The following is a 24,559-nucleotide window of genomic DNA, read 5'->3' as shown; positions in this document are numbered from 1 at the left end:
AACGGTTAACACAGAAATTAGTTTTTAATCTTATGAGGTAGACACGATGAAAAATCTAGTAATCGCAGTATCAGCAGCAGTAATGACTTTGGCATCAGTAGGTGCACATGCAAACACTGATTTCGACAAACTAGACATGAATGGTGATGGTTACATCTCTATTGAAGAAGCAAAAGCAGATGAAGACCTTCTTGCTCAATTTAACGAGCTAGACGCAGACCAAGACGGTCAATTAAGCCAAGCAGAATTTGATAACTACGAAGGTTAATTTGCCGAGTTATCACATCACTCTAATCGTTAAGGAGAAGATCATGAAAAATTTACTAGTAGCAGTATCCCTTGCTGGTCTATCAATGGTGTCGGTTAATGCGATGGCCGGTGACGACTTTGCTAAATACGATGCCGATGGCAGCGGCACAATTAACATGAGCGAAGCAAAGGTAAATCCAAATCTTGTTGAGCAATTTAAAGCACTAGACGCTGATGCAAATGGCGAGCTAAGCGAAACAGAATTCGCAAACTTTAAAGGCTAAGTAATAGCCTTCCAATTTATAAGACGAACAGTATTTACATTTTTTGAGGAACAAATGATGAAAAACGTACTAATTGCACTTTCAATCACAGGTTTATCTTTCGCGTCTGTTAATGCAATGGCGAGTGAAGACTTCGCAGCGCTAGATACAGATCAAAGCGGCACAATCAGCATGAGCGAAGCACAAGCACACACGGCACTTGCAGAGCAATTTAAAGCACTAGACGCTGATGCAAATGGCGAGCTAAGCACAACAGAGTTCGCAAACTTTAAAGGCTAATTAGAGCTGGAGCAGTAAACATACCTGCGCAAGGGAATGAGTGAGGAAAAGGAACTGATGCCAGGGAGCAGGGAATAGAGTTCAAAGATTATGATGATTGTTGAGTAACTGACAATATTACTGATTTGCGCAACTAAGCGCCTGTCTTCGGGCTAGTTGAAACAAACTGGTATAAAGGAATACTTACAGCGGGGCATCGCTATCAGAATCTTTGAGCTCCAAATTGAGAGTTTGGATGTCATTAGGGAAATAAACTAAAGGATCAGAGTCGGTAAGAATAAGGCGATTATTCACACCGCGCCCAAAGCTTGGCTAAATAGCCAAGCTTTTTTTGTTTGTTTTTCAGGCTCTTCCGGTTTAGTAAGCTGAACTTAAATCATTTCTTACTTTTTAAGCTTTTAGGTTCAGGGCTTGAAAAATTTAGGGTGCCCGTATGATTTACCCTTGGATCAGACATGTGTATCCAAGAGTAAAGCCTGCCTTTACAAGGCTGGACTGTGCCCAGTAACGCAGACTCTCACTTTGCGGAAGAGCCCTACCAGCATCAGCAGAGAGAGCAGGTAGATAGGCATGCTTCCGCCACTTTTGCTCTTTGGTTCAGTGACCCCTGACTCTTTATCTGTATTGTCTTTGTTGACGCCAGCTTTTGTCGTGTTGACGTTAAGGATAACATTGCTTGGCTCTGAATAACTCATGCCATCAAACACTCGATACTGAAAGTTTACTTCATAAGTAGCATCATTTTCTGGGGTGTAAGACATCAGCCCCGTATTACTATTTATCTCGACCGCACCTTTATCTGGTTGTGAGAGCAATTCGTAAGTAAGTGGGTCTGAATCAGCATCCTTAGCCAAAAGCGGGATGTCAGCCACTCCAGATTGATTGACCTCGAATTCGACTGGTGGTGCCTGCGGCGTCGTATTCGTATGGTTTACAGTGATGACTTTCTCAATGTATAGACCATGCTCATTACTCACATTCACGCTAAGCATTGCAGGCTCTAACGTTGAAGTCGATGGTGTATATGTAAATTCCCCCGTTGCTGTATTACTGAAGACAAACTCACCTGAAGTAGGTGCGCTAGTCACTCCGAACTGAAGAGCAGTATTTTCGTCTATGCCTGATAATGACAATGTGCCATTAAGCGGAGTACGCCAGTGGGCAGAAAGTGAACTAGATTCAATAAGAAGTGGAGTTCCTTCAATATTAATAGAGACTAAGACGCTTTCGGTAGCTTTACCTCCAACACTCATAGAAAGTTCAAACTGGTCTAGCCCGACTTCGCCTGTTGTAGGTGTATAGTTGAAATGACCCAGCGTTCTATCAGAGAAGGAGATATTGCCTTTGCTCGGTGCTTTAGAAATATAAAAGCGATAGTTAAAAGCATCTTTTTCATCTAACAAAGCAAAATTCACGGGGGTAAATTTGTTGGTATTAAACTCAGCTGCACTTAGCTGAAAAGGCAGCTCAGTACTTTCTGAAATTTTATATAATTCTCTGCCATTAGCATGTCGTACTAGCCAATAAGTATCCTGACCGATTACTTTAATATCTGCATGGCTTGCAGCCACATCAAGGCTTACCAGCTTACTATATTGTTGGCTAGCCAAATTAAAGGTACCCAACTCATTTTCACAGGTAACATGGAGTTGGCCGTCAAGGTGTTGTTCTATATCAATTAATTTCGACGATGTACATAAGGTCGTGATTTCTTGTTTGCTTCCTTGTGCTGAAATGGACTGCAAAGTGCCATTTTGCGTCGTCACGTAAAGCTTTTCTACCTCGTTATTGGTAAACGTGTGGAGTGATTTAAGATCGCCGAGGTCCAGTGATGAGTGGCTGTTTTGAACAAGATTATAAATTGTCGTTTGATTTTCATGTTTGAATACTAACTCTTTAACACCATCACCATCAAAGTCTATTGATGCTGTTAATCCTGTTTTGTAGTTGGGCTCAGCAACCAGTGAAATGCTATATTTAGCCACGTCACTATTAAAGTCTTTGATTTCGAATGGTTTTGATATATTGGCAGAATAATGTCCTTCTTGGTGGAGGTATTCAGGACTACCATCACCATCAATATCTCCCAAAAATTCGAAACTGCCAATAATGGGCTCTTTGATGTGATTAGATCCATCCATGTTCAATATATAGCTCTTTCTGTTGCTAAGGCCCCAATCATAGAGCTGATACACTACTTTATCGTTGCTATTTTTAGCAAAAGGAATTACTGACACCTTTTCAAGTGTTGTTGCTGTAAAATAGTCGATATTCTTTGCGACTTCTTTTGACCATGATTCATTTTGAGTAAATGGGGATATATTTTTCAATGTTGCACTAGTGACTTTGTTGAAGCTTGGCTCCCATTTTGTAAATCTGATAGCAGCTAGCGTCTTATGTTCATCAATAATTCTTAGTTTGTTGTCTTGCTTTGCTAAATAGGCATTACCATTGAATCCCAGCTCAGTTACATCACCAAATGTTATTTCCTTGACATCGAGCTTCTTCGTGCTTTTTATTTTTTCTTTTCGCTCATCACCGTACAAGTCTAGATATTCATAAATGTAATTATATGTATCTGGTTGGTAGTCTGCGTTTTGTCTAGTTATGTTTTTGCCAATGATCTCGCTTTCTCTCGTGAGATAGTCATAATAAATGATGTTTGAAACAGTGATACCGTCCGAATTAAAGCTAATTGTTCCAAAAACTTGGTTTAGCTCATCGTTGAACATTGATGACCAACCATATTTTGAGTCGCGTGTTTCCTGCTTACAACTTTCTAGAGAATTCCCTACAGGCCAAATAACACTGCCGTTTTTTACGTCGATAGTACAGCCTTCACTAACTACTTCATCTGTTCCATCATCGTTTATATCTTTAGTAAATAAATAGGTGCCTGTTACCGCAAGCGTACCAATCAGGTTCATTTCATTATTTTGAATTTGGTAGATTTCGCCGTCCCATGTCAGCATTTCATTGAACAGACGGTTGGTAAACTTTCCAACAACAAAGTCAGAGTTTGGTAAGTTGTAGTGCGCTTTGGTTTTTAGCGTATGCATATCAAGTGTAGACATACTGTTTTCATTTATCAGCATGATTTCGACGTTACCATCGTTATCTATGTCTTTAAATTTAACGATATCAGCGGTTACATTTGGGAGCACTTTTACATATTTTCTGGCAGTTAAATTTAGAAGGTGTACGTTACTTTTATCACTAATAACAACTGCATAGTGATTGTCCGATCTTTGATCGTAATAAATTCCAAACTCGCTAATTAACTCATCTTCGCTCTCGAGCTTCACTGAGTCAGTCACTGTTGTTTTTACAAGTTTATCATTACGGTTGATTTCAATAATTGCTAGTGTTTTATGATCACTGTTAATCTTCCCAACTATATCTTTATTCGAGTCATTACCAATATCAACAACGTTTATATAACCGATCTGGTTAATACTCGAGTAATGCTTAACTTTCTCTACGTGCGCGAATGATGATTGCGTCATTATTAATATAGTGAGAAGTGCTGTTGTAGAAAATTTCATGTTATTCCTTCTAGGTTTTCTACTATTTATAATGAAGTTTTATTTAAAATCCAAATAGAATATAAAATAAACTAACATAATTTTCTTATCATGAATAACCAGAGAGATCGGATATTACCCTTGGATCAAGTAAATTGATCCAAGGGTAAAAACTGATTATTACAATGTTGAATTGGGAGCAGTAACGCAGACTCTCACTTTGCGGAAGAACCCTACCAGCATCAGCAGAGAGAGCAGGTAGATAGGCATGCTTCCGCCACTTTTGCTCTTTGGTTCAGTGACCCCTGACTCTTTATCTGTATTGTCTTTGTTGACGCCAGCTTTTGTCGTGTTGACGTTAAGGATAACATTGCTTGGCTCTGAATAACTCATGCCATCAAACACTCGATACTGAAAGTTTACTTCATAAGTAGCATCATTTTCTGGGGTGTAAGACATCAGCCCCGTATTACTATTTATCTCGACCGCACCTTTATCTGGTTGTGAGAGCAATTCGTAAGTAAGTGGGTCTGAATCAGCATCCTTAGCCAAAAGCGGGATGTCAGCCACTCCAGATTGATTGACCTCGAATTCGACTGGTGGTGCCTGCGGCGTCGTATTCGTATGGTTTACAGTGATGACTTTCTCAATGTATAGACCATGCTCATTACTCACATTCACGGTAAGCATTGCAGGCTCTAACGTTGAAGTCGATGGTGTATATGTAAATTCCCCCGTTGCTGTATTACTGAATACAAACTCACCTGAAGCCGGTGTGCTAGTCACTCCGAACTGAAGAACAGTATTTTCGTCTATGCCTGATAATGACAATGTGCCATTAAGCGGAGTACGCCAGTGGGCAGAAAGTGAACTAGATTCAATAAGAAGTGGAGTTCCTTCAATATTAATAGAGACTAAGACGCTTTCGGTAGCTTTACCTCCAACACTCATAGAAAGTTCAAACTGGTCTAGTCCGACTTCGCCTGTTGTGGGTGTATAGTTGAAATGACCCAGCGTTCTATCAGAGAAGGAGATATTGCCTTTGCTCGGTGCTTTAGAAATATAAAAGCGATAGTTAAAAGCATCTTTTTCATCTAACAAAGCAAAATTCACGGGGGTAAATTTGTTGGTATTAAACTCAGCTGCACTTAGCTGAAAAGGCAGCTCAGTACTTTCTGAAATTTTATATAATTCTCTGCCATTAGCATGTCGTACTAGCCAATAAGTATCCTGACCGATTACTTTAATATCTGCATGGCTTGCAGCCACATCAAGGCTTACCAGCTTACTATATTGTTGGCTAGCCAAATTAAAGGTACCCAACTCATTTTCACAGGTAACATGGAGTTGGCCGTCAGGGTGTTGTTCTATATCAATTAATTTCGACGATGTACATAAGGTCGTGATTTCTTGTTTGCTTCCTTGTGCTGAAATGGACTGCAAAGTGCCATTTTGCGTCGTCACGTAAAGCTTTTCTATCTCGTTATTGGTAAACGTGTGGAGTGATTTAAGATCGCCGAGGTCAAGTGATGAGTGGCTGTTTTGAACAAGATTATAAATTGTCGTTTGATTTTCATGTTTGAATACTAACTCTTTAACACCATCACCATCAAAGTCTATTGATGCTGTTAATCCTGTTTTGTAGTTGGGCTCAGCAACCAGTGAAATGCTATATTTAGCCACGTCACTATTAAAGTCTTTGATTTCGAATGGCCTTGTAATGTCAAGTATTAAGTGATTATTTTGGCGAAGATACTCAGGATTATTATCACCATCAATATCACCCAAGAACTGAAAATATCCAAGAATAGGTTTTGTTGTGTATGACGAGCCATCCATATTCATTATTTTAGTTTTATAAATATATTCGTCATATGGTTCACCTCTGGTCTGATATACAATTTTATCAACAAGGTTGCTTCCAAAAGAATCAACAGAAATTTTTCTCAACACTGACCGTTGCGTAGTGTCTTTACCAGCAATTTCTTTTGCCCATAATTCACTTTGCGTGATAGGGGATATATTGCTGAATGTTACAATATCTTGGAATATAAACGGTGGGTACGGTGATTTCCAGGGGTAAGCGCCTGCTGAAATCTTTTTATTTACATCAATAATCCTTAATTCACCATCTTGGTTGGCTAAATACACATCACCATTGAATCCCAGTTCAGTTATTTCACCAAATAAAACTTCTTCGACGTGAAGTTTAGTATTTTGCTCAATCTTTTCTTTTTGCTCATCACCATACAAGTCTAAATAGCTATAGATATGGTGATAGATTTTAGGTTGATAATCTCCACCTCCTTCTGTGAAACTTTTACCGATAACCTCTTTTTCTCGAGTTAGGTAATCATAGTATTCAATATCTAAAAGGTAATGATTATAGGGAAAATCGTAACCGTTAATAATTTTCGTATTAAGTTGATATAAAGTGTTGTTGAACTTTGATGCTCGGCCATACTTTGAATAGCCAGGCTCCTGATTACAATTTTCTAGAGAATTCCCTACAGGCCAAATAACACTGCCATTTTTTACGTCGATAGTACAGTCCTCACTAACTACTTCATCTGTTCCATCATCGTTTATATCTTTAGTAAATAAATAAGTGCCTGTTACCGCAAGCGTGCCAACTTGATTCATTTCACTATCTTGAATTCGGTAGATTTTACCGTCCCATGTCAGCATTTCATTAAACAGATGATTGGTAAACTTCCCAACAACAAAGTCAGAGTGTGGTAAGTTGTAGTGCGCTTTGGTTTCTAGTGTGTGCATGTCGAGCGTAGACATACTGCTTTCATTTATCAGCAGGATTTCGACGTCACCATCGTTATCTATGTCTTTAAATTTAACGATATCAGCGGTTACATTTGGGAGCGCTTTTACATATTTTCTAGCAGTTAAATTGAGAAGGTGTACGTTTTGTGCCTGGCTTATAACAACAGCAAAGTGATTATCAGATCGTCTATCATAATAAATTTCAAAAGAATCTATTGATTCATTGTCGCTCTCGAGTTTTATTGAATCAGTCAGTGTTGTTTTTATACTTTCATTTTCAGAAGGTGTATTTACAATATACAATCGTTGCTTGTCGTTATTAATCATTGTAACGATGTCTTTTTTATTATCATTATCAACATCGATGATTCTGATATTACTCAAGTCTCTAAAGCTTGAGAAATGCTTTATCTTCTCGACGTGAGCCTGTGATTGTTGGGTTGCTAATAGCAAGGTGAGAAGTGTAGACGTGATGATAAATTTCATGCTATTCCTTTAAACTATTATACTATCAATGTACTTTGATACTGGCGATAGGTGACATAAACAAGGTTAGCATAATTTGCTTTATTCTGTAACTGAATTAGGGAAGGGTATGGAGAAAGCGAATGTTAACTTTTTAGCAGCTCTTAAAAAATAAGTATGTCACGACACTATGTTTGCTTGTTTTAAGGCTGTTTTGAACTGCTTACTTTAGTTATTTGCAAACAAAAAGTCGCCCGAGGGCGACTTGGAAACGTGACATCATGTAAAAACAGGGGGGAGCTCAATCGATTATTTATTTTCGATGAGTGTACCTTTGCCAATTTCAATCTTTCTTGGCTTGAGTGCTTCAGGAATTTCGCGCTCAAGGTCAATAAATAGTAGGCCGTTTTCAAGGCCTGCACCAATCACCTTTACGTGGTCACCAAGTTGGAATTTACGTTCAAAGTTACGCTCTGCGATACCTTGGTGAATAAACTTACGATCGGCTTTGTCTTGTTTGTTTTGCTTTTCACCCTTGACTGTCAGGGTGTTGTTTTCTGACTCAAGGCTAAGCTCTTGCTCAGTAAATCCAGCAACAGCCATGGTAATTTGGTATTTGTCTTCACCGGTAGCTTCGATATTATATGGCGGAAAGCTTGGCTGCTTTTCGTTGCGTGATGCCGCATCCATTAATTGTGCTAAATGGTCAAAACCGATGAATGAACGATAAAGTGGAGATAGGTCTACTGTACGCATAATTTGTATCCTCATAAAGCGATAATTAAGCTATTTATTGCTTCAATTAAAGCCAATAAATAGTATATAAAACATTTACTTAGTTTGGGTTGGGACCCTGTCGGCGTCCTCACAATACTATTTATGGACGAAGCAAATACTTTTCAAGAAACTTTTTTAAAAAAATTTTTATTTACCTGAATTTTATAAGGTTCTTTAAAAAAAAAATGTCTTTGCAGGTTAAAGAAGCATCATTTGATGCCTCCTTCTTAGTGCATTATTTCGGGCTTAAGGTTTGCTGTCGCAACATAGAGACTTGATCAAACCCTATCCCCCAGTCGTCAGTTTCAATTTCCTCAATGACGACAAAAGTAACTTTCGGCGCTTTATCAAGGACATCCACCATAAGCTGAGTTGCCCCCTTTATTAAGGCTTGTTTCTGAGTAGGTGTAACGCCTTCCTTGGTGATTTTAATATTGATGATTGGCACAGGTTACCTCCTACAGGTCATCGTACATCTTATTGACGATACACCATTGTCCATCTTCTTTAAGTAAACCAATAAAGTCGATGTAGTGATGTTCAAACAGAGGGCAATACAGCTTGACCATTGCTTGATGGTTTACAACATCCACGGACAAAATACGGTAATTAAAAGCTGCATTTTGGCTTTTGGGTGTTTGTCGAGATGAAACCAAATCTAGCCACTGTGATTTAGTGCGCCTCACCCCAGGACTTTTGAGCACCGCGTCTGCGTGAAAAATTACATCCAGCTTTTTAATATCTCCTTGGTGTAGCCCTTCAAAATATTGCTGGATAACCTCGGTTACTTTGTCTAAATCTTGTTGTTTAGAAATAGCCTTAGTCATATTAAGCTCATGCGCATTTGCTGTGTGCTTGCTCTGCCGCTATCGAGGCGGTAAAACTAGGCCTTGCTTCAACCGCCGCTAACATCTTTCGTACTTTTTCGGGAATGATAATATCGACTGGAAAATAGGCTCCCCAACGTGCATATACAGCCAGCATGATATCCGCAGCGGAAATTTGATCGCCCCCTAAAAATGTTTGCTGTTCGAGCTTTTTCTCGACCAACATCCATAATTCGTTGATGGCAATCGCTGCCGCTTCTAAAAATGGCTGACGTGCACGCTCATCTGCAATTGCACCTGTAGCAAAAAATAGGCGGTTGTAAGCTGGGTGCATCGTGGCATTGGCAAAAAGAAGGTTTTCTATTGCTTGTTGCTTATGAAAAGCATCAGCTTGAGGAAGAAGGTTATTTTCGTGTTTATTGAGTAGATAAAGTAGGATTGCTGCTCCTTCTACTAACGTGTTTTCGCCATCGTTAAGAACTGGGACTTTACCTGTTGGGTTAATGGCTAAAAAGTTATCTACACCGCGTTTGTCAACAAGTTCAAAGGGTTGCTTTAATTCTCTTAGTATGACCTGTGTTGCTAGCGCACAAGCACCCGGTAGGTAATATAACGTATACATAGTTGCTTTCCTTATTTGCTTCTTGGCTAAAAGATATGCTCAGTGTATAAACTTGATGATGTTTGATATATAGCTACAATGAGAACCAAGAGTTCACATAGTGGAAACAATTATCAAGGAAAGTATGAACAAGCTACGAGCGATAGAAATGTTTGTAAAACTGACTGAGGTACGCAGTTTTACTCGTGTTGCAGAGCAGTACAATACGTCTAAATCCATGGTCAGTAAGGAGATCAGCCGACTAGAAGCTGAGCTTGGCGCGCGGCTTATACACCGCACCACACGTAATTTGCAGCTTACGCACGTGGGAGAAGGCTATTTGCAACGGGCAAAAGATATTCTCAATAAGTTAGAAGACGCAGATACCTTTGTTCAAGAGTCACAGCAAGCACCCAAAGGCAAGTTAAAGGTAAATGTGCCAATGGTGCTTGGGATCACTGACTTGGCTGCAATGTTTGCTGATTTCATGCAAGCGCATCCAGATGTCGACCTCGAAATACATTTAGGAGATGAGGATGTCGACTTAGTAGAGCAAGGGTTCGATTTAGGCTTTCGGGCTTCTAGTCGCCCGTTTGACTCAAGCTATATAGGTAAGGAAATTACTCGATTTACTTATCATGTATGTGCATCAAAACAGTATTTAGAGTGTCATTCCGCTATCCATTCAGCACAGGATTTAGTGCATCATAATTGTTTTGAATACAGTTATTCAAAACGTAAAAATTTATGGCCACTAGACGACGGTGTGCGAGTAAAAGGCCCTCTTAAAGTGAATAATGTTCTTTTTATGCTGCAAGCAATTAAAAGCCACTTGGGCGTCGGTTTTTTACCTGAATTTGCTTGCAGGGAAGCGCTTGATAAGGGCGAAGTTGTGAGTATTTTACAGGATGCAAAAAAGCCTAAGTTAACTTTATATGCGCTATATCCAGCACGCCAATTTGTGCCAGCTGCGGTACTTCAGTGTATCGAGTTTTTACAGGCTTGGTTTAAACGAGAAGGGCACTGACTATATAACCTAAGCTGCGGATAATTAATGCCTTTCTAGCAGCCAGTTTTACTCCTTCAAATTGAGCGAGTATTAAGTCAAATTGGTATAACTACGGGTTTGGATGATGGAACAGTCAATGAAATGTGATAAGCAAAATACCAATGGAAAAATAGGTTTGGGGCTGGCTATCGGGGTGGGATTGGTGCAGCGGTGGGCGTTGCATCTGGGTGAATAATGTACACCTTACCTATCGGCATTGCGATGGCAATCTTGATTGGCCGTAAGTATTTTTAATCCTTTTTGACACTTGATGCGTATCTGTGGTTCCGATTAAAAGACAACAAGATTAAGTAAGTGCAATTTAGTGACTCAGAAATCTCCAGGATCATAGAAATGGCGTGGGAAGATAGAACGCCATTTGAAGCTATCGAACGACAGTTTGAACTGAGTGAGCCTGAAGTGATCAAGCTAATGCGTAGCAGCCTAAAACCCAGTAGTTTCAAGCTCTGGCGGCAACGAGTAAGTGGGCGCAACACCAAGCATGTTAAACTTAGAAGCAAAGCGGTCAATCGCGGGTATTGCAAAACCCAATACAAACAAAGGTAACTCTGTATCCATACCTTTGATTTTTACTCTTTTCTTTACCGAGGGTCGCTTGCAAGTAAGCCGTAAAGCGCAGAATCTGATACGTCGCCAGCGATTTCCCAGCGAGCGCGCAAATGTCCCTCTTTAGTAAACCCAAGTTTTGCGAGTACTTTGGCTGAGCCAATATTAGCGGGATCAATTTCCGCCTCAATGCGTCTTAACTTTAGTGTTGAAAAGGCATAGTCAATGAGCGCAGTGCCAATTTCTGGAATAACACCTTGCCCCCATTGAGATTTGGCAATACCAAAGCCAATCTCGGCTCGACGTGACTCTTTATCCAAGCTAAACAGTAAACATTTACCAATTAATGCTTTATCACCTTTTGAAACGATGGCCAATGTGAGCGCTTTTTGAGTGGTCAAATCTTCATGTGATTGCTTAATAAATTGCGTTGCATCATGGAGGCTATCCCAAGGTGGCGTGTTCCAATATCGCATGACGTCTGTGTCTGAGAATATGGCAAATAGCGCTTCGGCGTCTTGTGAGATTAAGGGTCTAAGGGTGAATCGCTCGGTGTCGAGTTTGATTGAAGTTAATTGCAATATCTTTTTCCTTGATAAAAAAGGGCGCAAATTAGCGCCCTTCACAACAAACTGAGTTGCTTATTTATTCGCGTCTTTAACTGCTTTTAGCTTTGCTGCATGGTCAATTTCGTAATCTGGCATGTCTTTTTTGCCTTCGATTAGGTAGTTGTCCATCCACCGCATCAAGCGTAAGCTATAGTCGTACTGTGCAGCTACTTTGCGGTTACCGTGACCTTCACCTGGGTAGTAAACTAGGCGTACGTCTTTACCTTGTACTTTCATGTAGCGATAAAGCTCCATTGATTGTGCAGGGTGCACACGTGGGTCATCTTTACCGTGCATGATGAGTAATGGTGTTTTAGACTGGCCTGCCCAGTAGATTGGGCTGCGCTCTAAGTACCACTGCCACTTATCCCAAGGGTAAGAACGAGCGTGTACTAAGTACATTTCGTTTGAGATGTCGGTAGTACCAAACTTAGACAGCTGGTTGGTTACGCCAACAAACATCACGCTTGCTGCAAAGTGTTCGGTTAATTTTGTCGCACCCCAAGCTGACGCATAACCACCGTAAGAGCCGCCAGTAATACCAACGCGCTTAGTGTCTACTAAACCGGTATTGACTAGGTATTCTTTCATGTCTACCAAGTCGTCAAACTCTTTACCTGCGTAGTCACCTTGGCCAAGCTTTGAGTAATCAACACCTTTACCTGTTGATCCACGATAGTTTGGATAGAATACCGCATAGCCGCGTGCCGCGCCCATTTGACCTGGATCAGAATAGCTGGTAAGCCAGCCGTTTTTATCATGGCTTTCTGGACCGCCGTGCACTGACATTATCAATGGGTAGCGGGTGCCTTCTTGATAATCCAGTGGGTAAATTAATACACCACCAATTTCAACGCCATCGCGGGCTTTAAAGTTAATAGCCTCTTGCTTTGCAAAGCGCTTGTTATCTAACCATGGGTTAGAGTTTGATAGGCGAGTTGCTTTACTTGAGCGGATCATAAACACTTCATTTGGGTGCTTAGCGGTGTTTGCACGTAGAGCAATGGTTTTGTCTGAATCAGAGATAGATAGATTCGATGCGATGAACTTACCTTCTTTGATAAGCTTCTTGTATTTTTTAGAGCCGACTTTAATTTGGCCTACAAAGCTTTCAGCACCTACGTTTGCAATAAAAGTTAGCTGGTTCTTACGGTTTGACCATTCAAAATCACCAATGTGACCCATAAAGTTCGGGATCCACTCTTCTACTTTACCGCTTTGTGCATCGGCAAGGTATAAGCGACCAGTTGCAGGGTCGTGCTTATCTTCAGCACCTAAAATCGCGATGTATTTACCATCATGAGAAAACTCAGCGGTGCCAAGCTTACCTTCTGTTTTGAACGAAGTGGTGATTTTTTGTGTTTTCGCATCAAGTACATGCCATTGTGACTTCATGTACTTATCATCGATAAGTGCGGTTGGCTGAGTTTTAACGAGCAACTTTGAGGCATCGTCAGCCCAGTTGATTTCACTCACATACCCTTCGATATTAAGAGCCGCTGGGGTCAGCGGTTTTTCAGAAGCCGTAAGGTCAATAATATGAAGCTGTTTGTTTTTTAAACCCAGTTCATATACTTCAGCCATAAAACCAAGTTTTTTCAGCTCTTTTTCTGATTTCTCAGCGGCTGGCATTGCCAGAACAGCTACTTTTTTGCCATCAGGACTTAGGTTATATGAAGAGATCCCTCTGCCTTTTAGCGCAAGTACTTTTTGTGCTTCACCACCGTTCACGGCGATGCGATAAAGCGCACGTTGCTTATCTTCTTTCTTCTTAGTAAGGAAATAAATAAATTGACCATCGGCCGACCAAGAAATGCTTGAAATACTGACTTTTCCGGTGATAAATGGGCGCTCAACACCTTCGTCATCAACTACGTAAAGTTCGTTGTAGTTTGTACCATTTTTGTCAACGTAAAGCTCACGTGGTACTGAGCGTGTAAAAGCAACAAGCTCTCCATCAGGGCTGACAGACGTTGAACTTACCGACTGGATCTTAGGTATATCTTCAATGGTGATAGTATCACTAGCTAGGCTAGCAGCGCTGGTAAAGCCCATCGCTAAAGCCAAAGCAGACTTAAGTAGTTTCATTATTTATCCTGAATTTTACTCACTTGTTGTAGCTGCGATATTCTACTTGTCACGAAAATAAAAACCAATGTTTGCGATTAGTTGCCGGTTAAGGCTGATAAAATGAAGCGGTGGCACTTATAATCCAAAGTTCAGCGCACCTGAGTGCTCGACTTGATATGCACTAAGGTGATTAATCGCATAGGAAACATAACCTTGGTTATCCAAAATATAGATAGATGCACCACAGTGCCCACAAAAACCATGCTCTCGGATTGACTGTGTTTCTGAGCGTGTAGTTACAAACCTTTCCAAAGATTGACTTGAGTTTTCGATAAGGCCATTTGCTTTAACGAACTGTACACCCGTAGAAGCTTGTGTGATGGTGACAGTGGTAAAAATTCGATAGTGGATCTGTCCACAGTGACAAGATGTGCTGATCATGTTGATGTCCTTTTTGTTTGATGTGTTAAGTTTACTTTTTATTTTTAGTTGATATATATTGATTTAATACAAAGACTTTTTCCTAATGAGAAACAATGAGGAAGGAATACGACAAACTTCACTTACTCAAGATATTTTGCTGCGTTGCTGAACAGCACTCCTTTAGTCGTGCAGCTGAGCAGCTTGGCACCACAACATCAGCGGTGAGTAAATCGATTGCACAGTTAGAATCTGTGTATGACCAAGTATTGTTAAATCGCACAACACGCAAACTTGCATTATCGGATGCGGGTAAATTGGTTTACGAGAAAGGAAAAAAGATCCTCCGCGCATTACGCGATTTAGAAGAGGAGGTCGAGCAAGTTGGCGTGCATCATTCAGGGCATCTAAAAATTACCTTCCCAAATACGATTGGTCGTATGCTTCTGAGCCAAATCTGTATCGATTTTCAAAAGTGCTATCCACAAATAAAACTTGAATTAATGTTTACCGCGGCAAATCAGGACTTAATCGAAGACGAGATAGATGTGGCTTTTAGGTTCTCAGCAGCATTGAAAAATAGTCAATTTTATGTGTTGAAATTGCTTAGCGTAAACGCGACGTTTGTTGCTGCTCCTAGTTATCTTGCTGCGCGTGGTAAACCTGCACAGCTTGATGAACTAAGTAGCCATAACATATTGTTATCTAAACTTAATCATGTCGAGGATAGCTGGCATGATGGTACTAAGAGTTATCCGCTTCAAGGTAACCTAATAGCAAACAGCCGTTTTCATATTAGAGAGGCAGTATTGGCTGGTTTAGGAATTGCCATACTGCCGTCTTATTTTTGTCAAAAAGATATAGACTCAGGAGCCTTGGTTGAACTATTTACTGAACTACATAGACCACAAGTTCCTTTGCATGCCATTTATAAAGTGAAGCGAGAGCATTCCGCTAAATTGGATTTATTTTTAGGGTTTGTGCAGGAACGATTATCATCGCGATCAGAACTGATATCTTAATCCCGCATAGTAACGTCGGCCGTTAACATATACTCCGGTTGGTGCGTACTCGTTGCGATCATAGGTATAGATCTGTTCGTCGGTTAAATTAATAAACTCAAATTGTGCATCGAGATTATCACTTAGTTTCACCGTGAGGCTGCCGTCCAATTGGCCGTAATTATCCATCATGGTCTCGCCTACACCGGTGGCAAACTGAGTTCGATAATTATAGCTAAGCCGTACGCTAAATTGGTGGTTTTCGTAGTAAGCAGTGAGGTTAGTGCTGTGTTTAGAGGTGCCAGGCACTTTGTCCCGTAAGCCAACTTCAGCGTTATCACGTTTTCCATCAACGTAGGTGTAATTGGCGATTAGCCCAAATCCGTACGCAAGTGTTTGCTGATAACTTAGTTCAACGCCACGGATACTGCCGCCAGCGCCATTATTGGGTCTATCGATAGACATTAAAATGCCTTCATGACGCTCAAGTTTTCGTTCAAACTCAATAAAGGATTCCACCTCTTTGTTAAATAGCGCGATTGAGGCGAGCCCAGCATCGTCAAAGTACCACTCAAGGCTGACATCAAATTGCGCTGCTCTATATGGATCTAGATTGGCGTTACCACCTTGTCCTTGAGCTTGCGTCACGTTGTAATTGGTGGAGGGCATAAGATGGTGAAATTGCGCTCGTGACATGACGCGTGCAATGGAAAAACGGCTAATTAGGCTCTCGCTTAAGTCAAACTTGATATTGGCACTGGGTAGAATATCGCTGTAATCCCGAGATTCTTCATGCCAAATATAGCTGTCTGGCGCATCGATGGGGGAGGCGACACGCTTAAATGCGCCAGAGTCTTGAAAGGTTTTGACCACTCGAACCCCAATGTTGGCAGCATAGGATTCACCAGCGAGTTGCATTTGACCGTAAGCAGCGGCGGTTTTTTCTGTAATATGAAAACGACTGGCTTTTTCTATTTCTTGTTCAAAATTGAGCGTATTAAAGTCTTTGGCAAGCAGTGCAATATCTGCAAAACTGTACTTTTTTAAAGTGTTGTCACTACCTACGCCGCGCAAATAATCATCCACAAAAGTGCCCGGATAGGCGGCCAGGGTAGTGCCAAGCTCACCGGCTAGACCATCAAGCCCTCCATCTTTGGAGCGATAGCGCAAAAAGTCTCGTTGATGGTCTTTGAATTTAACACCAAATTTAATCGCGTCGAGCTGTTTAAAGTCGATATCGTACGCAAAATCAGCTTGCGCGAAGTATGATTTATCTTTGCCATCTTGGCTGTCATTTCGAGCTTCGGTGATAAACCAGCTAGGTGCATCTAACGGTGAAATACCATAACTTGTAACGATGTTTTTTCGCATTGATGTATCAACATGAAACTGGGTGTTAGCAGAAAATTGTGAGGTGACGTCTTCTTTGGTACCGCCTGAACCTTGGCTTAGACCGACTTGAAACTGGCTTGACCAATAAATGCCATCATAGACCAAGTCTAGGTGGGCACTTTTTGTGCTGACCTGCGAGTCTCGCCAAATGGCTTCCATGCTGGTATTGAACAGTGCAGCTGTGGGTAAATAATGGCCGCTCACCAAAGTACCATCTTGTACGTGTAAATCGGTTACCCCGCCGCCTAGGTCAATAGACTTTGCACTTTGCCAGAGAAAGTTTTGATTGTTATTGTCTGCGTTTAGATGAGAATAAAGTAAGTGACTATTTAATCGAAGCCGCGGGGAAAGCTGGAACGCGGCATTGACTGTATAAGCGTGCAACTCTCTTTGCTGCTGAAAAATCGCAGATCCCCCCCCCCTGGAAACCATAACGTCTGGCTTTTATTTTGTGGGCTCTGCTGGGTGGCATACCAAGTATCATTATTACCTTGGTATAACGTCCTATCGTGCCATCCCCAAGATTCTAAGCCGTCGCGCCTGAGGCTGCGATCTCGTCGTGTCGCAGTAAAAAGCACTGCATAATCGCCACTTTTGCTATGGTAGTTGTAAATTGCAGATAGTTGTGGGTCGAGTTTATCGCTTAAGTCACTGTATTGGAATTGGGCTGTTGTAACGCCATAGCCTGAAGGTGTAAACAGAGGGTCGCGGGTTTTTATATTGATTGCGCCACCTAGTGAGCCTTCATCCTGCATAGCTTGTGGTGTCTTGAATACCTCTAGGCTGGAAACGATTTCACTGGGTAATAAGATAAAGTTAAAACCTCGGCTTGGCTGACTTGAGATCCACCAGTCAGCCGAGGCGAGATATTGGCCATTCAAATAGGTTCTATTTTGCTCAGGGGTTGTGCCGCGCACGCCGATCCGTTCACCTTCACCTTGTGCTCGAGAGAGTGAGATACCAGTGATCCGTTGCAGCGCCTCTGCGACGTTTTTATCCGGAAACTTCCCGATGTCTTCAGCACTGATCGTATCTGAAACTTGTTGATTGTGGCGTTTATTACTGAGAGACTTGACAACGCTGTCATGGAAGGCACGAATTTCGATGCGTTCTATGGAGTTTTCAGCAGCCTGATTTTGCTCAACGGCATCACTTGCAGTTGTAATAAATAATACACAACAAGAAACGGTTCGGATGAGAGATGCTGACATTGTGCTCAACTTATAATACGAGTAAGTTACCTTTAGTTAATGCTCATAATACGCTTTTATTACGAGCCTAACCATAGTTTCACAAATTTTTAGTGGTTGATGATTGAAAGCTTAGATAAACGTTTTTTAATCAATGAGATACTTGTTGACCTGAGTAATTTATCTGTATGTGTTGACGGTTCTTGGAGAAGCATCGAAGCGAAGCATGCTGAACTATTGCGTCTGTTGATTGCCAATAAGGGGCAGGCGGTCAGTCGGGAAGTCATTTTAGACACGGTGTGGCCGGGTACTATTGTCAGTGATAATTCTGTGAGCCAGCTGGTGGTACAGCTACGTAAGCTGCTTGGTGACAGCTCAAGCGAGTCAAAAATAATTAAAACAGTACCGCGCCTAGGTTATCAGTGTATTGCGCAAATTGAAAAAGCCCCGACGTTACTTGAGCAAATAGAGGAGCTGTCTCGTGGGCGCGGTGTACAGTTTGCTTTGCTCGGATTTTTTATTGGTTTACTGGTAACTGTACTTGCGTTATTCATCGCTGAGCAGTGGCAAAGTGACGTGCAACAAGATCCAGTCTCTGCTACTCGGATCACGTCCTCCCCGGGTGCTGAAGTGTTTGTTAGCTTTTCTCCAAATGGTAAATATTTGGCATACAGCTATTTAGCAGAGGGCGCTGATCAGTTTGATCTTGCAGTCTATGATCTTGAGACCAAAACAACCCATACCATTAAAAACAGTGGGTATAGTGAAGAGTCGGCAAGCTGGTCTTTAGATGGTAATTGGCTGATTTATTCGCGTTCGGATCCGGTTTCCTGCGAAGTACGGGCGTTACACGTCAAAGGCCCAATAGAAATGTGGCGACTCGCGCGCGATAGCGTGCTTGGCAATTGTAATAGTGCACAAGACTCAGCGCCTTGGTTTGAATATCGAGCAGGCCATTTTATCACTAAATCTTGGGACAAAGCCGGAACCTATCTGCAATCTGTAGAGGTTACTTTTGCAGACAATAACCCTATGGTGATCAACATCGTTGCGTTACCTATTCGCGACGTAACACATTACCAAGTGGATCAACAAACGCTGTTGTATCAGATAAAAGAGCAGGGGGTTTATCAGCTCAACCTAAATCAACTTACAGAGTCTGAAAACCAAAAAATCACGCTCTCTAAACAGTCTTTTTCCGCGCTGAGCCATGGGTATCAGGACGATACTATCATGCTTGCCAAACAAAACTTGAGTGTACTTAAAGGTCGCGTTCAACAGGTTTTATACTCTGGATTTGGCGTGATATCTGAAATTGATGTAAATGCGCAGTTACGTGTTTCGGCGCACACTGAGGGGGTAGCTGAGATAAACTATTATCAGCTTGACGTAGACTCACGAAACAAAGCGGCGCAAAAGCAGTTAACGTCGCCCGCAAGGATGGATTTACTTGCTGCTTTATCTGGTGATGGTGCGCATTTTGTGTATGCTTCGGTGACAACCAAAAATAATGATGCGCCACAATTTGAGTTGTGGCATAAACATGCTTTTCGACCAACGTCTAGTTTGCTTGGAACCATGCCCCAGGGGGAAGTGCCTATTCTGTTATTACTTTCGCCTAATAACGAGTATCTCGCTGTATTATCAAAGTCGCATAAAGTGTATTTAATCAGCTCTTTTATTAAAGAAGTTAAAAAAGTAGTTGATAACTTTACCGAAATTGCTGATTTGCATTGGTCACAGGATGGTAGAAAGCTGTATTATCGAGCGAAGCCTGCTATGGAAGCAAAATGGCAGGCATGGCAATTTACCGTATCTCAAGGGCGCAGTGAGCAACAGCCCTTGGCGACTTATTTCCCTGATCTACCTCTTACTCATAAGAATTCTAGTTTTGTAGGGTATAAAGAACAAGTTAGGGAATACCTAATTACGGCACTCGCTGAGATATTTGATATTGAGCAGTTACGCGGATCTTTATCGCTCTACCAACCGGCGGTTTATAGAGATGGAATTTACTTTGTACTAAAAAGAGGTCATCAATTGGTGCTTTACCGCTATTTAAGTAGTGAAAATAAGGTTGAAGAAATTCAACCTATTGGATTACACCTTTATGCAGGGGTTAGCGAGCTACAGATACTAGCAAGCTTTGATGGCAGGCACGTAATATTCAATCGGATCAACAACTATGAAAGCGACATCGTGTTATTGGAGTACGGTAACAGGTGAAGACATTAATGTTGTGAAGCGCTAAATAGATGTTGTTAGTTAGCAAGCTTTTGCAGGAATAAGTGTATTGCATGACTACTCCAATTGCGCTGAGATGCTGACTTTAATGCTTGAGAAGCAAGCTTTTTGGCCTCTGCCTGATTCTCTGCAAGCCGTGCCAAAAGTAGCAGCAGCTCAGGGTGTTCGGGATCGATGATGAGACCATGGCGCAGCCAAGCCTTGGCCTGAGCTTTATCGCTGAGGCGAGTTAAATACGTATTTACTAATAACAGTGTGGCGCGTAAATGGCCGTTATTCGATGCCTCGATGAGTACCTGTAGTGCATGAGGAACATCTTGAGGTTCACCGGTGTTAAGCAGCACAGTTGCTAAACGATATTTTGCAATATCCATGGTCTGTGCTGCGTGTTCGAGCCAGAGTACACCAAGCTGATGTGCTCCTGCATTAATAAGCTGAGTAGCTAAGCGATATTGTGCCAAGTCCAAGCCATTTTTGGCGGCAGCGAGATAGAGCTCATTCATCGGTTCGTCAGAACGCCAATGGTAGCGCAGTAACTGATAGGCGTTGTACTCTTTCATACTCAACCAGTTAGCAATATAGTATTGTACTTGCGCCACACCACGCTCCGCAGCGTCGATATTCTGCCTTAGTTGTTTTTCGTAAGCCTTTTTTTGAATAGCCAAAGTTTCGCGATATTGCTCATCTTTATGCGTTGCAAAGTGGTAGATCAACGTGTGTGCTTGTTTTGAACCCGTATATCGCCACTTCTCCACAGCATTTAGCAGACTTGCAGTAAATACATGTCTTGGGTAGCTGTCAATAACCTCAATATTGGTTGCTTTACCGCTTTGGTCGATGTCAAATTCCAACCAAACCCAGCCTTCAATCCCTTGTCTTACCGCTTCATCTGGATATTCAGGTAAAACATCGTGGGTTTTACTCAGTGTTGGTGTAGTACTGTGTTGTTTAAGCTTAGTGAGCGTTGAATCAAGCAAGTAGGTGTTTGACAAGCGGCTTTTTTGAAGTTTTAAAAAGTCCTTTAGGCCACTTTGGTCGTTTGACTGTTGCAAAACAAGTTGTGCAGTTTGGAATGCTTCAGCGATACCAAACTCTTTAGCCAATGAAAACCAAGCAAAGGCATTTGCAGCACTTTGTTCGGTGCCTTGCCCATACAAGTACATCACCCCAAGATTATACATAGCGTCAGCATTTCCTAATTGCGCTAAGCGACTGAATTTTGAAAATGCGAGAGTAAATTCTTCGTTTTGATAGGCAAGAGTGGCGTCGTAAAGATCGGCTTTTGTTAGCCAGCTCATACCTAGAAAAAATGTAAAAATAAGCCCAGAAATGAGATTGTTGCGCATTTTATTGATTACTCATCCTTGGCCTGCTCTGTGGGGTTGCTATGGTCATTTTTAATACGCTATATAACCATAATATAAAGGAAATTTAAATAATAAAAGCTGATAGCAAATGCTATCAGCTTTTTGGAACTCCGGGCAGGGAGTTTACTAAGTCGAACCTGTGTTAGCTTGGAAGCGACTTAATTCGAGTCATGAAACTATTCCTATGCAACTAGTAAGACCAGATTTAGTGGTAAAAGTTTCATTCACTTTTCAGAGTTAGAAGTTAAATCTAACTCCTGCGCTAAAACGCCTTCCATCGGCATAAACACCGGTCAGTGCTTGTTCAACTCCCTCTTCCTGATAGCTAAATGTATGTTCATCCGTCAAGTTGATGGCCTCAAGAATAAACGCCACATTCTCGTTGTAGTTATAGGTAAGGTTGGCATCTACTTGACCATAATCGTCAATGTATCCTGGCCAGTCTCGACCAGTATCATACCCTGTTCTGAAGTTGTATGAGATGCGGGCACTAATGAATTCGTTTTCATAATAAGAACTTAGGTTAACGGTATGCTCAGAGTTACCAGGGATAGTGATGTCGTTACCTTCATCATCTTTTGCTTCACCATCAACATAGGTATAGTTAGCGGCAACGCCAAAACCTTCATATAGCTCTTGTTGATAACCGATTTCTAGGCCTTGAATGCGGCCTGCTTTCCCATTAACAGGGCGGCTGATCAGTACTTCTTTACCTTCGTGAGTTTCAAGTGCTGGTTGGCTCTCGATAAACGACTGAATATCTTTGTAGAAAAATACCGCAGAAAAAAGGCCTGCGTCGCTAAAGTACCACTCGATACCGGTATCAAACTGCGTCGCTCGATAGGGGTCGATGTCAGGGTTACCGCCAGTGCCGGTTTGTGTTTCTAGGTTGTATGAAGTTGATGCGGTCATATCGGCGTAATCTGGGCGAGACATAACTCGTGCCGCAGAAAAGCGCATTAATAAATCATCATCTAAGTCAATTGCCAAGTTAATGCTTGGAAGAATGTCGAAGTAGTCCTTTTCTTCCGTTGTCCAGACCTCAGCACCTGACTCACCTGCAAACGCGGATGAGGTTTGTTTGGTATTTACAAGTCTTACACCTAAATTACCGCGTAGACCATCTGCATCCAGATTCGCTTTAATGTAGCCTGCGGTAATTTTTTCATTGATATCGAAAGTACTGGCCTTCAATACTCGGTAATTCCAACCTAGTGCATCACCTTCTTGGCGTATTTTGTCCGGATCAGTAATCGCATAGCTGCGTGTTGTGCCTGAAGAGCCTATGCCTGATAGATAATCAGATGGCATGGCTTTGGAGTAGTCAGCCAAACTCCAGTTTAAGTCGGTACGATTGTCTGTGGTGTGTTTGGTATTAAAGCGGCTGTGGTCACGGTATTTAAAGCCGACTTTGATCTGGCTGAAGATGGCAACATCAATTGGACGCTTAAAATCGGCTTGAAAGTAAGTTTCATCATCTTTGGCATCATTACTGTCATAGCGTAAAAAACCTAAATTCCACTTCTCTCCGTCGTTTGGATCGGCGGCATAACTGGTTTTTACATCTTCTACTTGTGACGTATCAAAGCTGTGAACATAATTACCTTCCCAGCCAACGGAGCGATCAGCTTGCGACCCCCCCGAACCTTCTGTGTAACCTAAGTGATATGACGATTCCCAAAGTTGTCCTTGATGTTCAACTTTTAAGTCGTACGACTTGGTTTTGAGCTCAGAGTTACGTACTTTGGTCTCATCCAGAATATTATTGGCATTTGGAGATAAGCCAAGCGTACCACCAACGGCCATTTTGCCAACGACAGGGTGGTCGATAACGGTAATGTCAGTGTATTGTGAGCCGCCGTAACCGGGTAACCAAAGGAAGTTTTGGTTTTCATTATCAGCTTCTAGTGTAGAGTCTAAGGCATTGAATACAATGTCCATATTTTCACTTGGACGATATTGCAAGGCGAGGTTTATGCCTGTGCGTACGCGCTGCTGTGAGAACATGGCTGAGCCCCCACCGCCAGGGCTGTAGACATTGTTGACGACAGTACCATCTTCAAGTGTGATATCACGATAGGTCCAAGACCATGCTTCAATACCATCGCGGCGCAAGTTACGTTCTTGGCGAACAACAGAAATTAATGCACCAAAAGATTCATCATCGGTTTTAAAGTTGTACATAGCGGATAGTTGCGGATCGGTTTCACCTGATACTTCGCTGTGCTGTGCGATAATTGAACCTGCAATTTTATTTGCCTCTAACTCAAGTGGCTTACGTGTTCTCACAATCACGGTGCCGCCAATAGAACCTTCATCAATATCGGCTTCGGGTGATTTGTAAACTTCAAGCCCAGAAATAATTTCTGAGGGTAACATTGTATAGTTAAAACCACGACTCGCCGCTGAGTTGGTCCACCAATCTGCTGAACCAACGGCTTGACCATTTAATAAGGTTCGGTTTTGGCTTTCACCTGTGCCTCGAATGCTAACGCGCTCACCTTCACCAAAACTGCGGGTGATTGAAACACCGGTAATGCGTTGTAGCGATTCGGCAACGTTTTGATCTGGAAATTTACCAATATCCTCGGCAGTTACTGCATCGACAATGGCGTCAGAGTATCTTTTAGTATTGAGTGATTGAACAACGCTGCCACGGATCCCTCTGACTTGAATAACTTCAACTTCACCATTTTTAGCTGCTTCTTGATTATTGCTCTCTTCAGCGAGCGCTATACCTGGTGCAAAAAGTACCGAGCCGAGCAAAGATTGGCTGATTAAGACTACTAGTTTTTTCTTATTATTGCGAAACATACATTCCCCTTGAGTGCCTATACCAATTAGCCTTAATACTTGCTCAGTCTGAAG

At 41.7% G+C, this 24,559-nt stretch carries 20 protein-coding genes; 7 read left to right on the top strand and 13 right to left on the bottom strand.

The features are described 5' to 3' along the window. The first annotated feature begins 46 nt into the window (after nt 1–46). From J8Z24_RS19125 to J8Z24_RS19115, 3 genes are read left to right on the top strand one after another with little or no spacing between them, the layout of a single operon-like run. Nucleotides 47–268 carry an EF-hand domain-containing protein gene (locus J8Z24_RS19125; RefSeq protein WP_128732147.1) on the top strand — a complete coding sequence of 74 codons (222 nt, stop codon included), beginning with the start codon at nt 47–49 and terminating at the stop codon, nt 266–268. Nucleotides 269–311: 43 nt separating this feature from the next. Continuing rightward, nucleotides 312–533 (top strand): EF-hand domain-containing protein, encoded by a 222-nt coding sequence (locus J8Z24_RS19120; protein ID WP_252095650.1) that lies wholly within the window; start codon nt 312–314, stop codon nt 531–533. A 57-nt stretch (nt 534–590) separates the two neighbouring features. Beyond that, the gene (locus tag J8Z24_RS19115) at nt 591–812 is read left to right on the top strand and encodes an EF-hand domain-containing protein (protein WP_147391515.1); all 222 of its coding nucleotides are present in this window, start codon (nt 591–593) and stop codon (nt 810–812) included. Nucleotides 813–1,294: 482 nt separating this feature from the next. Here J8Z24_RS19115 and J8Z24_RS19110 read toward each other — a convergent pair whose 3' ends face one another. From J8Z24_RS19110 to J8Z24_RS19085, 6 genes are all read right to left on the bottom strand, one after another. Continuing rightward, entirely contained in the window at nt 1,295–4,357 is a 3,063-nt protein-coding gene (locus tag J8Z24_RS19110) for an Ig-like domain-containing protein (protein ID WP_252095649.1), read from the bottom strand. Between the two features lie 159 nt (nt 4,358–4,516). Further along, a complete protein-coding gene (locus J8Z24_RS19105; protein WP_252095648.1) occupies nt 4,517–7,600 on the bottom strand; it encodes an Ig-like domain-containing protein in 3,084 nt (1,027 codons plus the stop codon). 288 nt (nt 7,601–7,888) lie between these two features. After that, the gene (locus J8Z24_RS19100; RefSeq protein WP_176032026.1) at nt 7,889–8,335 is read right to left on the bottom strand and encodes an Hsp20 family protein; all 447 of its coding nucleotides are present in this window, start codon (nt 8,333–8,335) and stop codon (nt 7,889–7,891) included. A 256-nt stretch (nt 8,336–8,591) separates the two neighbouring features. Then, nucleotides 8,592–8,804, bottom strand: a complete 213-nt coding sequence (locus J8Z24_RS19095; RefSeq protein ID WP_252095647.1) for a tautomerase family protein — start codon at nt 8,802–8,804, stop codon at nt 8,592–8,594. A 10-nt stretch (nt 8,805–8,814) separates the two neighbouring features. Beyond that, nucleotides 8,815–9,183, bottom strand: coding sequence for a nuclear transport factor 2 family protein (locus J8Z24_RS19090; RefSeq protein ID WP_125251745.1), 369 nt, complete (start codon nt 9,181–9,183; stop codon nt 8,815–8,817). A gap of 7 nt (nt 9,184–9,190) precedes the next feature. Next, the gene (locus tag J8Z24_RS19085) at nt 9,191–9,805 is read right to left on the bottom strand and encodes a glutathione S-transferase family protein (RefSeq protein ID WP_252095646.1); all 615 of its coding nucleotides are present in this window, start codon (nt 9,803–9,805) and stop codon (nt 9,191–9,193) included. A 124-nt stretch (nt 9,806–9,929) separates the two neighbouring features. Here J8Z24_RS19085 and J8Z24_RS19080 point away from each other — a divergent pair, with 124 nt between their 5' ends. Beyond that, nucleotides 9,930–10,811: a LysR family transcriptional regulator gene (locus J8Z24_RS19080; RefSeq protein WP_125251743.1), complete on the top strand. Its 882-nt coding sequence runs from the start codon at nt 9,930–9,932 to the stop codon at nt 10,809–10,811. A 375-nt stretch (nt 10,812–11,186) separates the two neighbouring features. Continuing rightward, complete coding sequence (locus J8Z24_RS19075; RefSeq protein ID WP_211091699.1) at nt 11,187–11,399, top strand: TIGR03643 family protein; 213 nt, start codon at nt 11,187–11,189, stop codon at nt 11,397–11,399. 35 nt (nt 11,400–11,434) lie between these two features. Here J8Z24_RS19075 and J8Z24_RS19070 read toward each other — a convergent pair whose 3' ends face one another. The 3 genes from J8Z24_RS19070 to J8Z24_RS19060 form a co-directional block, all read right to left on the bottom strand. Further along, nucleotides 11,435–11,980: a GNAT family N-acetyltransferase gene (locus J8Z24_RS19070; protein ID WP_252096019.1), complete on the bottom strand. Its 546-nt coding sequence runs from the start codon at nt 11,978–11,980 to the stop codon at nt 11,435–11,437. Nucleotides 11,981–12,040: 60 nt separating this feature from the next. Beyond that, complete coding sequence (locus tag J8Z24_RS19065) at nt 12,041–14,095, bottom strand: S9 family peptidase (RefSeq protein WP_128730811.1); 2,055 nt, start codon at nt 14,093–14,095, stop codon at nt 12,041–12,043. A 117-nt stretch (nt 14,096–14,212) separates the two neighbouring features. After that, on the bottom strand, nt 14,213–14,518 hold the full coding sequence (locus J8Z24_RS19060; RefSeq protein WP_252096018.1) for a GFA family protein: 306 nt from the start codon (nt 14,516–14,518) through the stop codon (nt 14,213–14,215). Between the two features lie 95 nt (nt 14,519–14,613). On the opposite strand from J8Z24_RS19060, the gene J8Z24_RS19055 reads away from it, so the two are divergent. Then, on the top strand, nt 14,614–15,519 hold the full coding sequence (locus J8Z24_RS19055; protein WP_125251738.1) for a LysR family transcriptional regulator: 906 nt from the start codon (nt 14,614–14,616) through the stop codon (nt 15,517–15,519). Here the strand turns inward: J8Z24_RS19055 and J8Z24_RS19050 are convergent. Continuing rightward, complete coding sequence (locus J8Z24_RS19050; RefSeq protein ID WP_252096017.1) at nt 15,502–17,322, bottom strand: TonB-dependent receptor; 1,821 nt, start codon at nt 17,320–17,322, stop codon at nt 15,502–15,504. The two genes, J8Z24_RS19055 and J8Z24_RS19050, sit on opposite strands and share 18 nt — an antisense overlap. Further along, entirely contained in the window at nt 17,220–18,101 is an 882-nt protein-coding gene (locus J8Z24_RS19045) for a TonB-dependent receptor plug domain-containing protein (protein WP_252096016.1), read from the bottom strand. The genes J8Z24_RS19050 and J8Z24_RS19045 overlap by 103 nt, the downstream gene beginning before the upstream one ends. 99 nt (nt 18,102–18,200) lie before the next feature. On the opposite strand from J8Z24_RS19045, the gene J8Z24_RS19040 reads away from it, so the two are divergent. Continuing rightward, nucleotides 18,201–20,306 (top strand): winged helix-turn-helix domain-containing protein, encoded by a 2,106-nt coding sequence (locus J8Z24_RS19040; protein ID WP_252096015.1) that lies wholly within the window; start codon nt 18,201–18,203, stop codon nt 20,304–20,306. A gap of 35 nt (nt 20,307–20,341) precedes the next feature. Here the strand turns inward: J8Z24_RS19040 and J8Z24_RS19035 are convergent, their stop codons facing one another. Further along, complete coding sequence (locus J8Z24_RS19035; RefSeq protein WP_252096014.1) at nt 20,342–21,670, bottom strand: TonB family protein; 1,329 nt, start codon at nt 21,668–21,670, stop codon at nt 20,342–20,344. 258 nt (nt 21,671–21,928) lie between these two features. Continuing rightward, the gene (locus tag J8Z24_RS19030; RefSeq protein ID WP_252096013.1) at nt 21,929–24,505 is read right to left on the bottom strand and encodes a TonB-dependent receptor; all 2,577 of its coding nucleotides are present in this window, start codon (nt 24,503–24,505) and stop codon (nt 21,929–21,931) included. Between the last annotated feature and the right edge of the window lie 54 nt (nt 24,506–24,559).

Source organism: Pseudoalteromonas sp. SCSIO 43201 (assembly GCF_023716725.1).
In the GTDB taxonomy this organism is placed as follows: Bacteria; Pseudomonadota; Gammaproteobacteria; order Enterobacterales; family Alteromonadaceae; genus Pseudoalteromonas; species Pseudoalteromonas peptidolytica.
The sequence above is the reverse complement of the archived record's forward strand: the minus strand, read 5'-3'. Positions and strand labels throughout refer to the sequence as shown.

What these genes read in the sequence shown, in the direction of transcription:
- J8Z24_RS19125 (WP_128732147.1), top strand. Translation starts at nt 47, where the DNA reads ATGAAAAATCTAGTAATCGCAGTATCAGCAGCAGTAATGACTTTGGCA.
- J8Z24_RS19120 (WP_252095650.1), top strand. Translation starts at nt 312, where the DNA reads ATGAAAAATTTACTAGTAGCAGTATCCCTTGCTGGTCTATCAATGGTG.
- J8Z24_RS19115 (WP_147391515.1), top strand. Translation starts at nt 591, where the DNA reads ATGAAAAACGTACTAATTGCACTTTCAATCACAGGTTTATCTTTCGCG.
- J8Z24_RS19110 (WP_252095649.1), bottom strand. Translation starts at nt 4,357, where the DNA reads ATGAAATTTTCTACAACAGCACTTCTCACTATATTAATAATGACGCAA.
- J8Z24_RS19105 (WP_252095648.1), bottom strand. Translation starts at nt 7,600, where the DNA reads ATGAAATTTATCATCACGTCTACACTTCTCACCTTGCTATTAGCAACC.
- J8Z24_RS19100 (WP_176032026.1), bottom strand. Translation starts at nt 8,335, where the DNA reads ATGCGTACAGTAGACCTATCTCCACTTTATCGTTCATTCATCGGTTTT.
- J8Z24_RS19090 (WP_125251745.1), bottom strand. Translation starts at nt 9,183, where the DNA reads ATGACTAAGGCTATTTCTAAACAACAAGATTTAGACAAAGTAACCGAG.
- J8Z24_RS19085 (WP_252095646.1), bottom strand. Translation starts at nt 9,805, where the DNA reads ATGTATACGTTATATTACCTACCGGGTGCTTGTGCGCTAGCAACACAG.
- J8Z24_RS19080 (WP_125251743.1), top strand. Translation starts at nt 9,930, where the DNA reads ATGAACAAGCTACGAGCGATAGAAATGTTTGTAAAACTGACTGAGGTA.
- J8Z24_RS19075 (WP_211091699.1), top strand. Translation starts at nt 11,187, where the DNA reads ATGGCGTGGGAAGATAGAACGCCATTTGAAGCTATCGAACGACAGTTT.
- J8Z24_RS19065 (WP_128730811.1), bottom strand. Translation starts at nt 14,095, where the DNA reads ATGAAACTACTTAAGTCTGCTTTGGCTTTAGCGATGGGCTTTACCAGC.
- J8Z24_RS19060 (WP_252096018.1), bottom strand. Translation starts at nt 14,518, where the DNA reads ATGATCAGCACATCTTGTCACTGTGGACAGATCCACTATCGAATTTTT.
- J8Z24_RS19055 (WP_125251738.1), top strand. Translation starts at nt 14,614, where the DNA reads ATGAGGAAGGAATACGACAAACTTCACTTACTCAAGATATTTTGCTGC.
- J8Z24_RS19050 (WP_252096017.1), bottom strand. Translation starts at nt 17,322, where the DNA reads ATGGTTTCCAGGGGGGGGGGATCTGCGATTTTTCAGCAGCAAAGAGAG.
- J8Z24_RS19045 (WP_252096016.1), bottom strand. Translation starts at nt 18,101, where the DNA reads ATGTCAGCATCTCTCATCCGAACCGTTTCTTGTTGTGTATTATTTATT.
- J8Z24_RS19040 (WP_252096015.1), top strand. Translation starts at nt 18,201, where the DNA reads ATGATTGAAAGCTTAGATAAACGTTTTTTAATCAATGAGATACTTGTT.
- J8Z24_RS19035 (WP_252096014.1), bottom strand. Translation starts at nt 21,670, where the DNA reads ATGCGCAACAATCTCATTTCTGGGCTTATTTTTACATTTTTTCTAGGT.
- J8Z24_RS19030 (WP_252096013.1), bottom strand. Translation starts at nt 24,505, where the DNA reads ATGTTTCGCAATAATAAGAAAAAACTAGTAGTCTTAATCAGCCAATCT.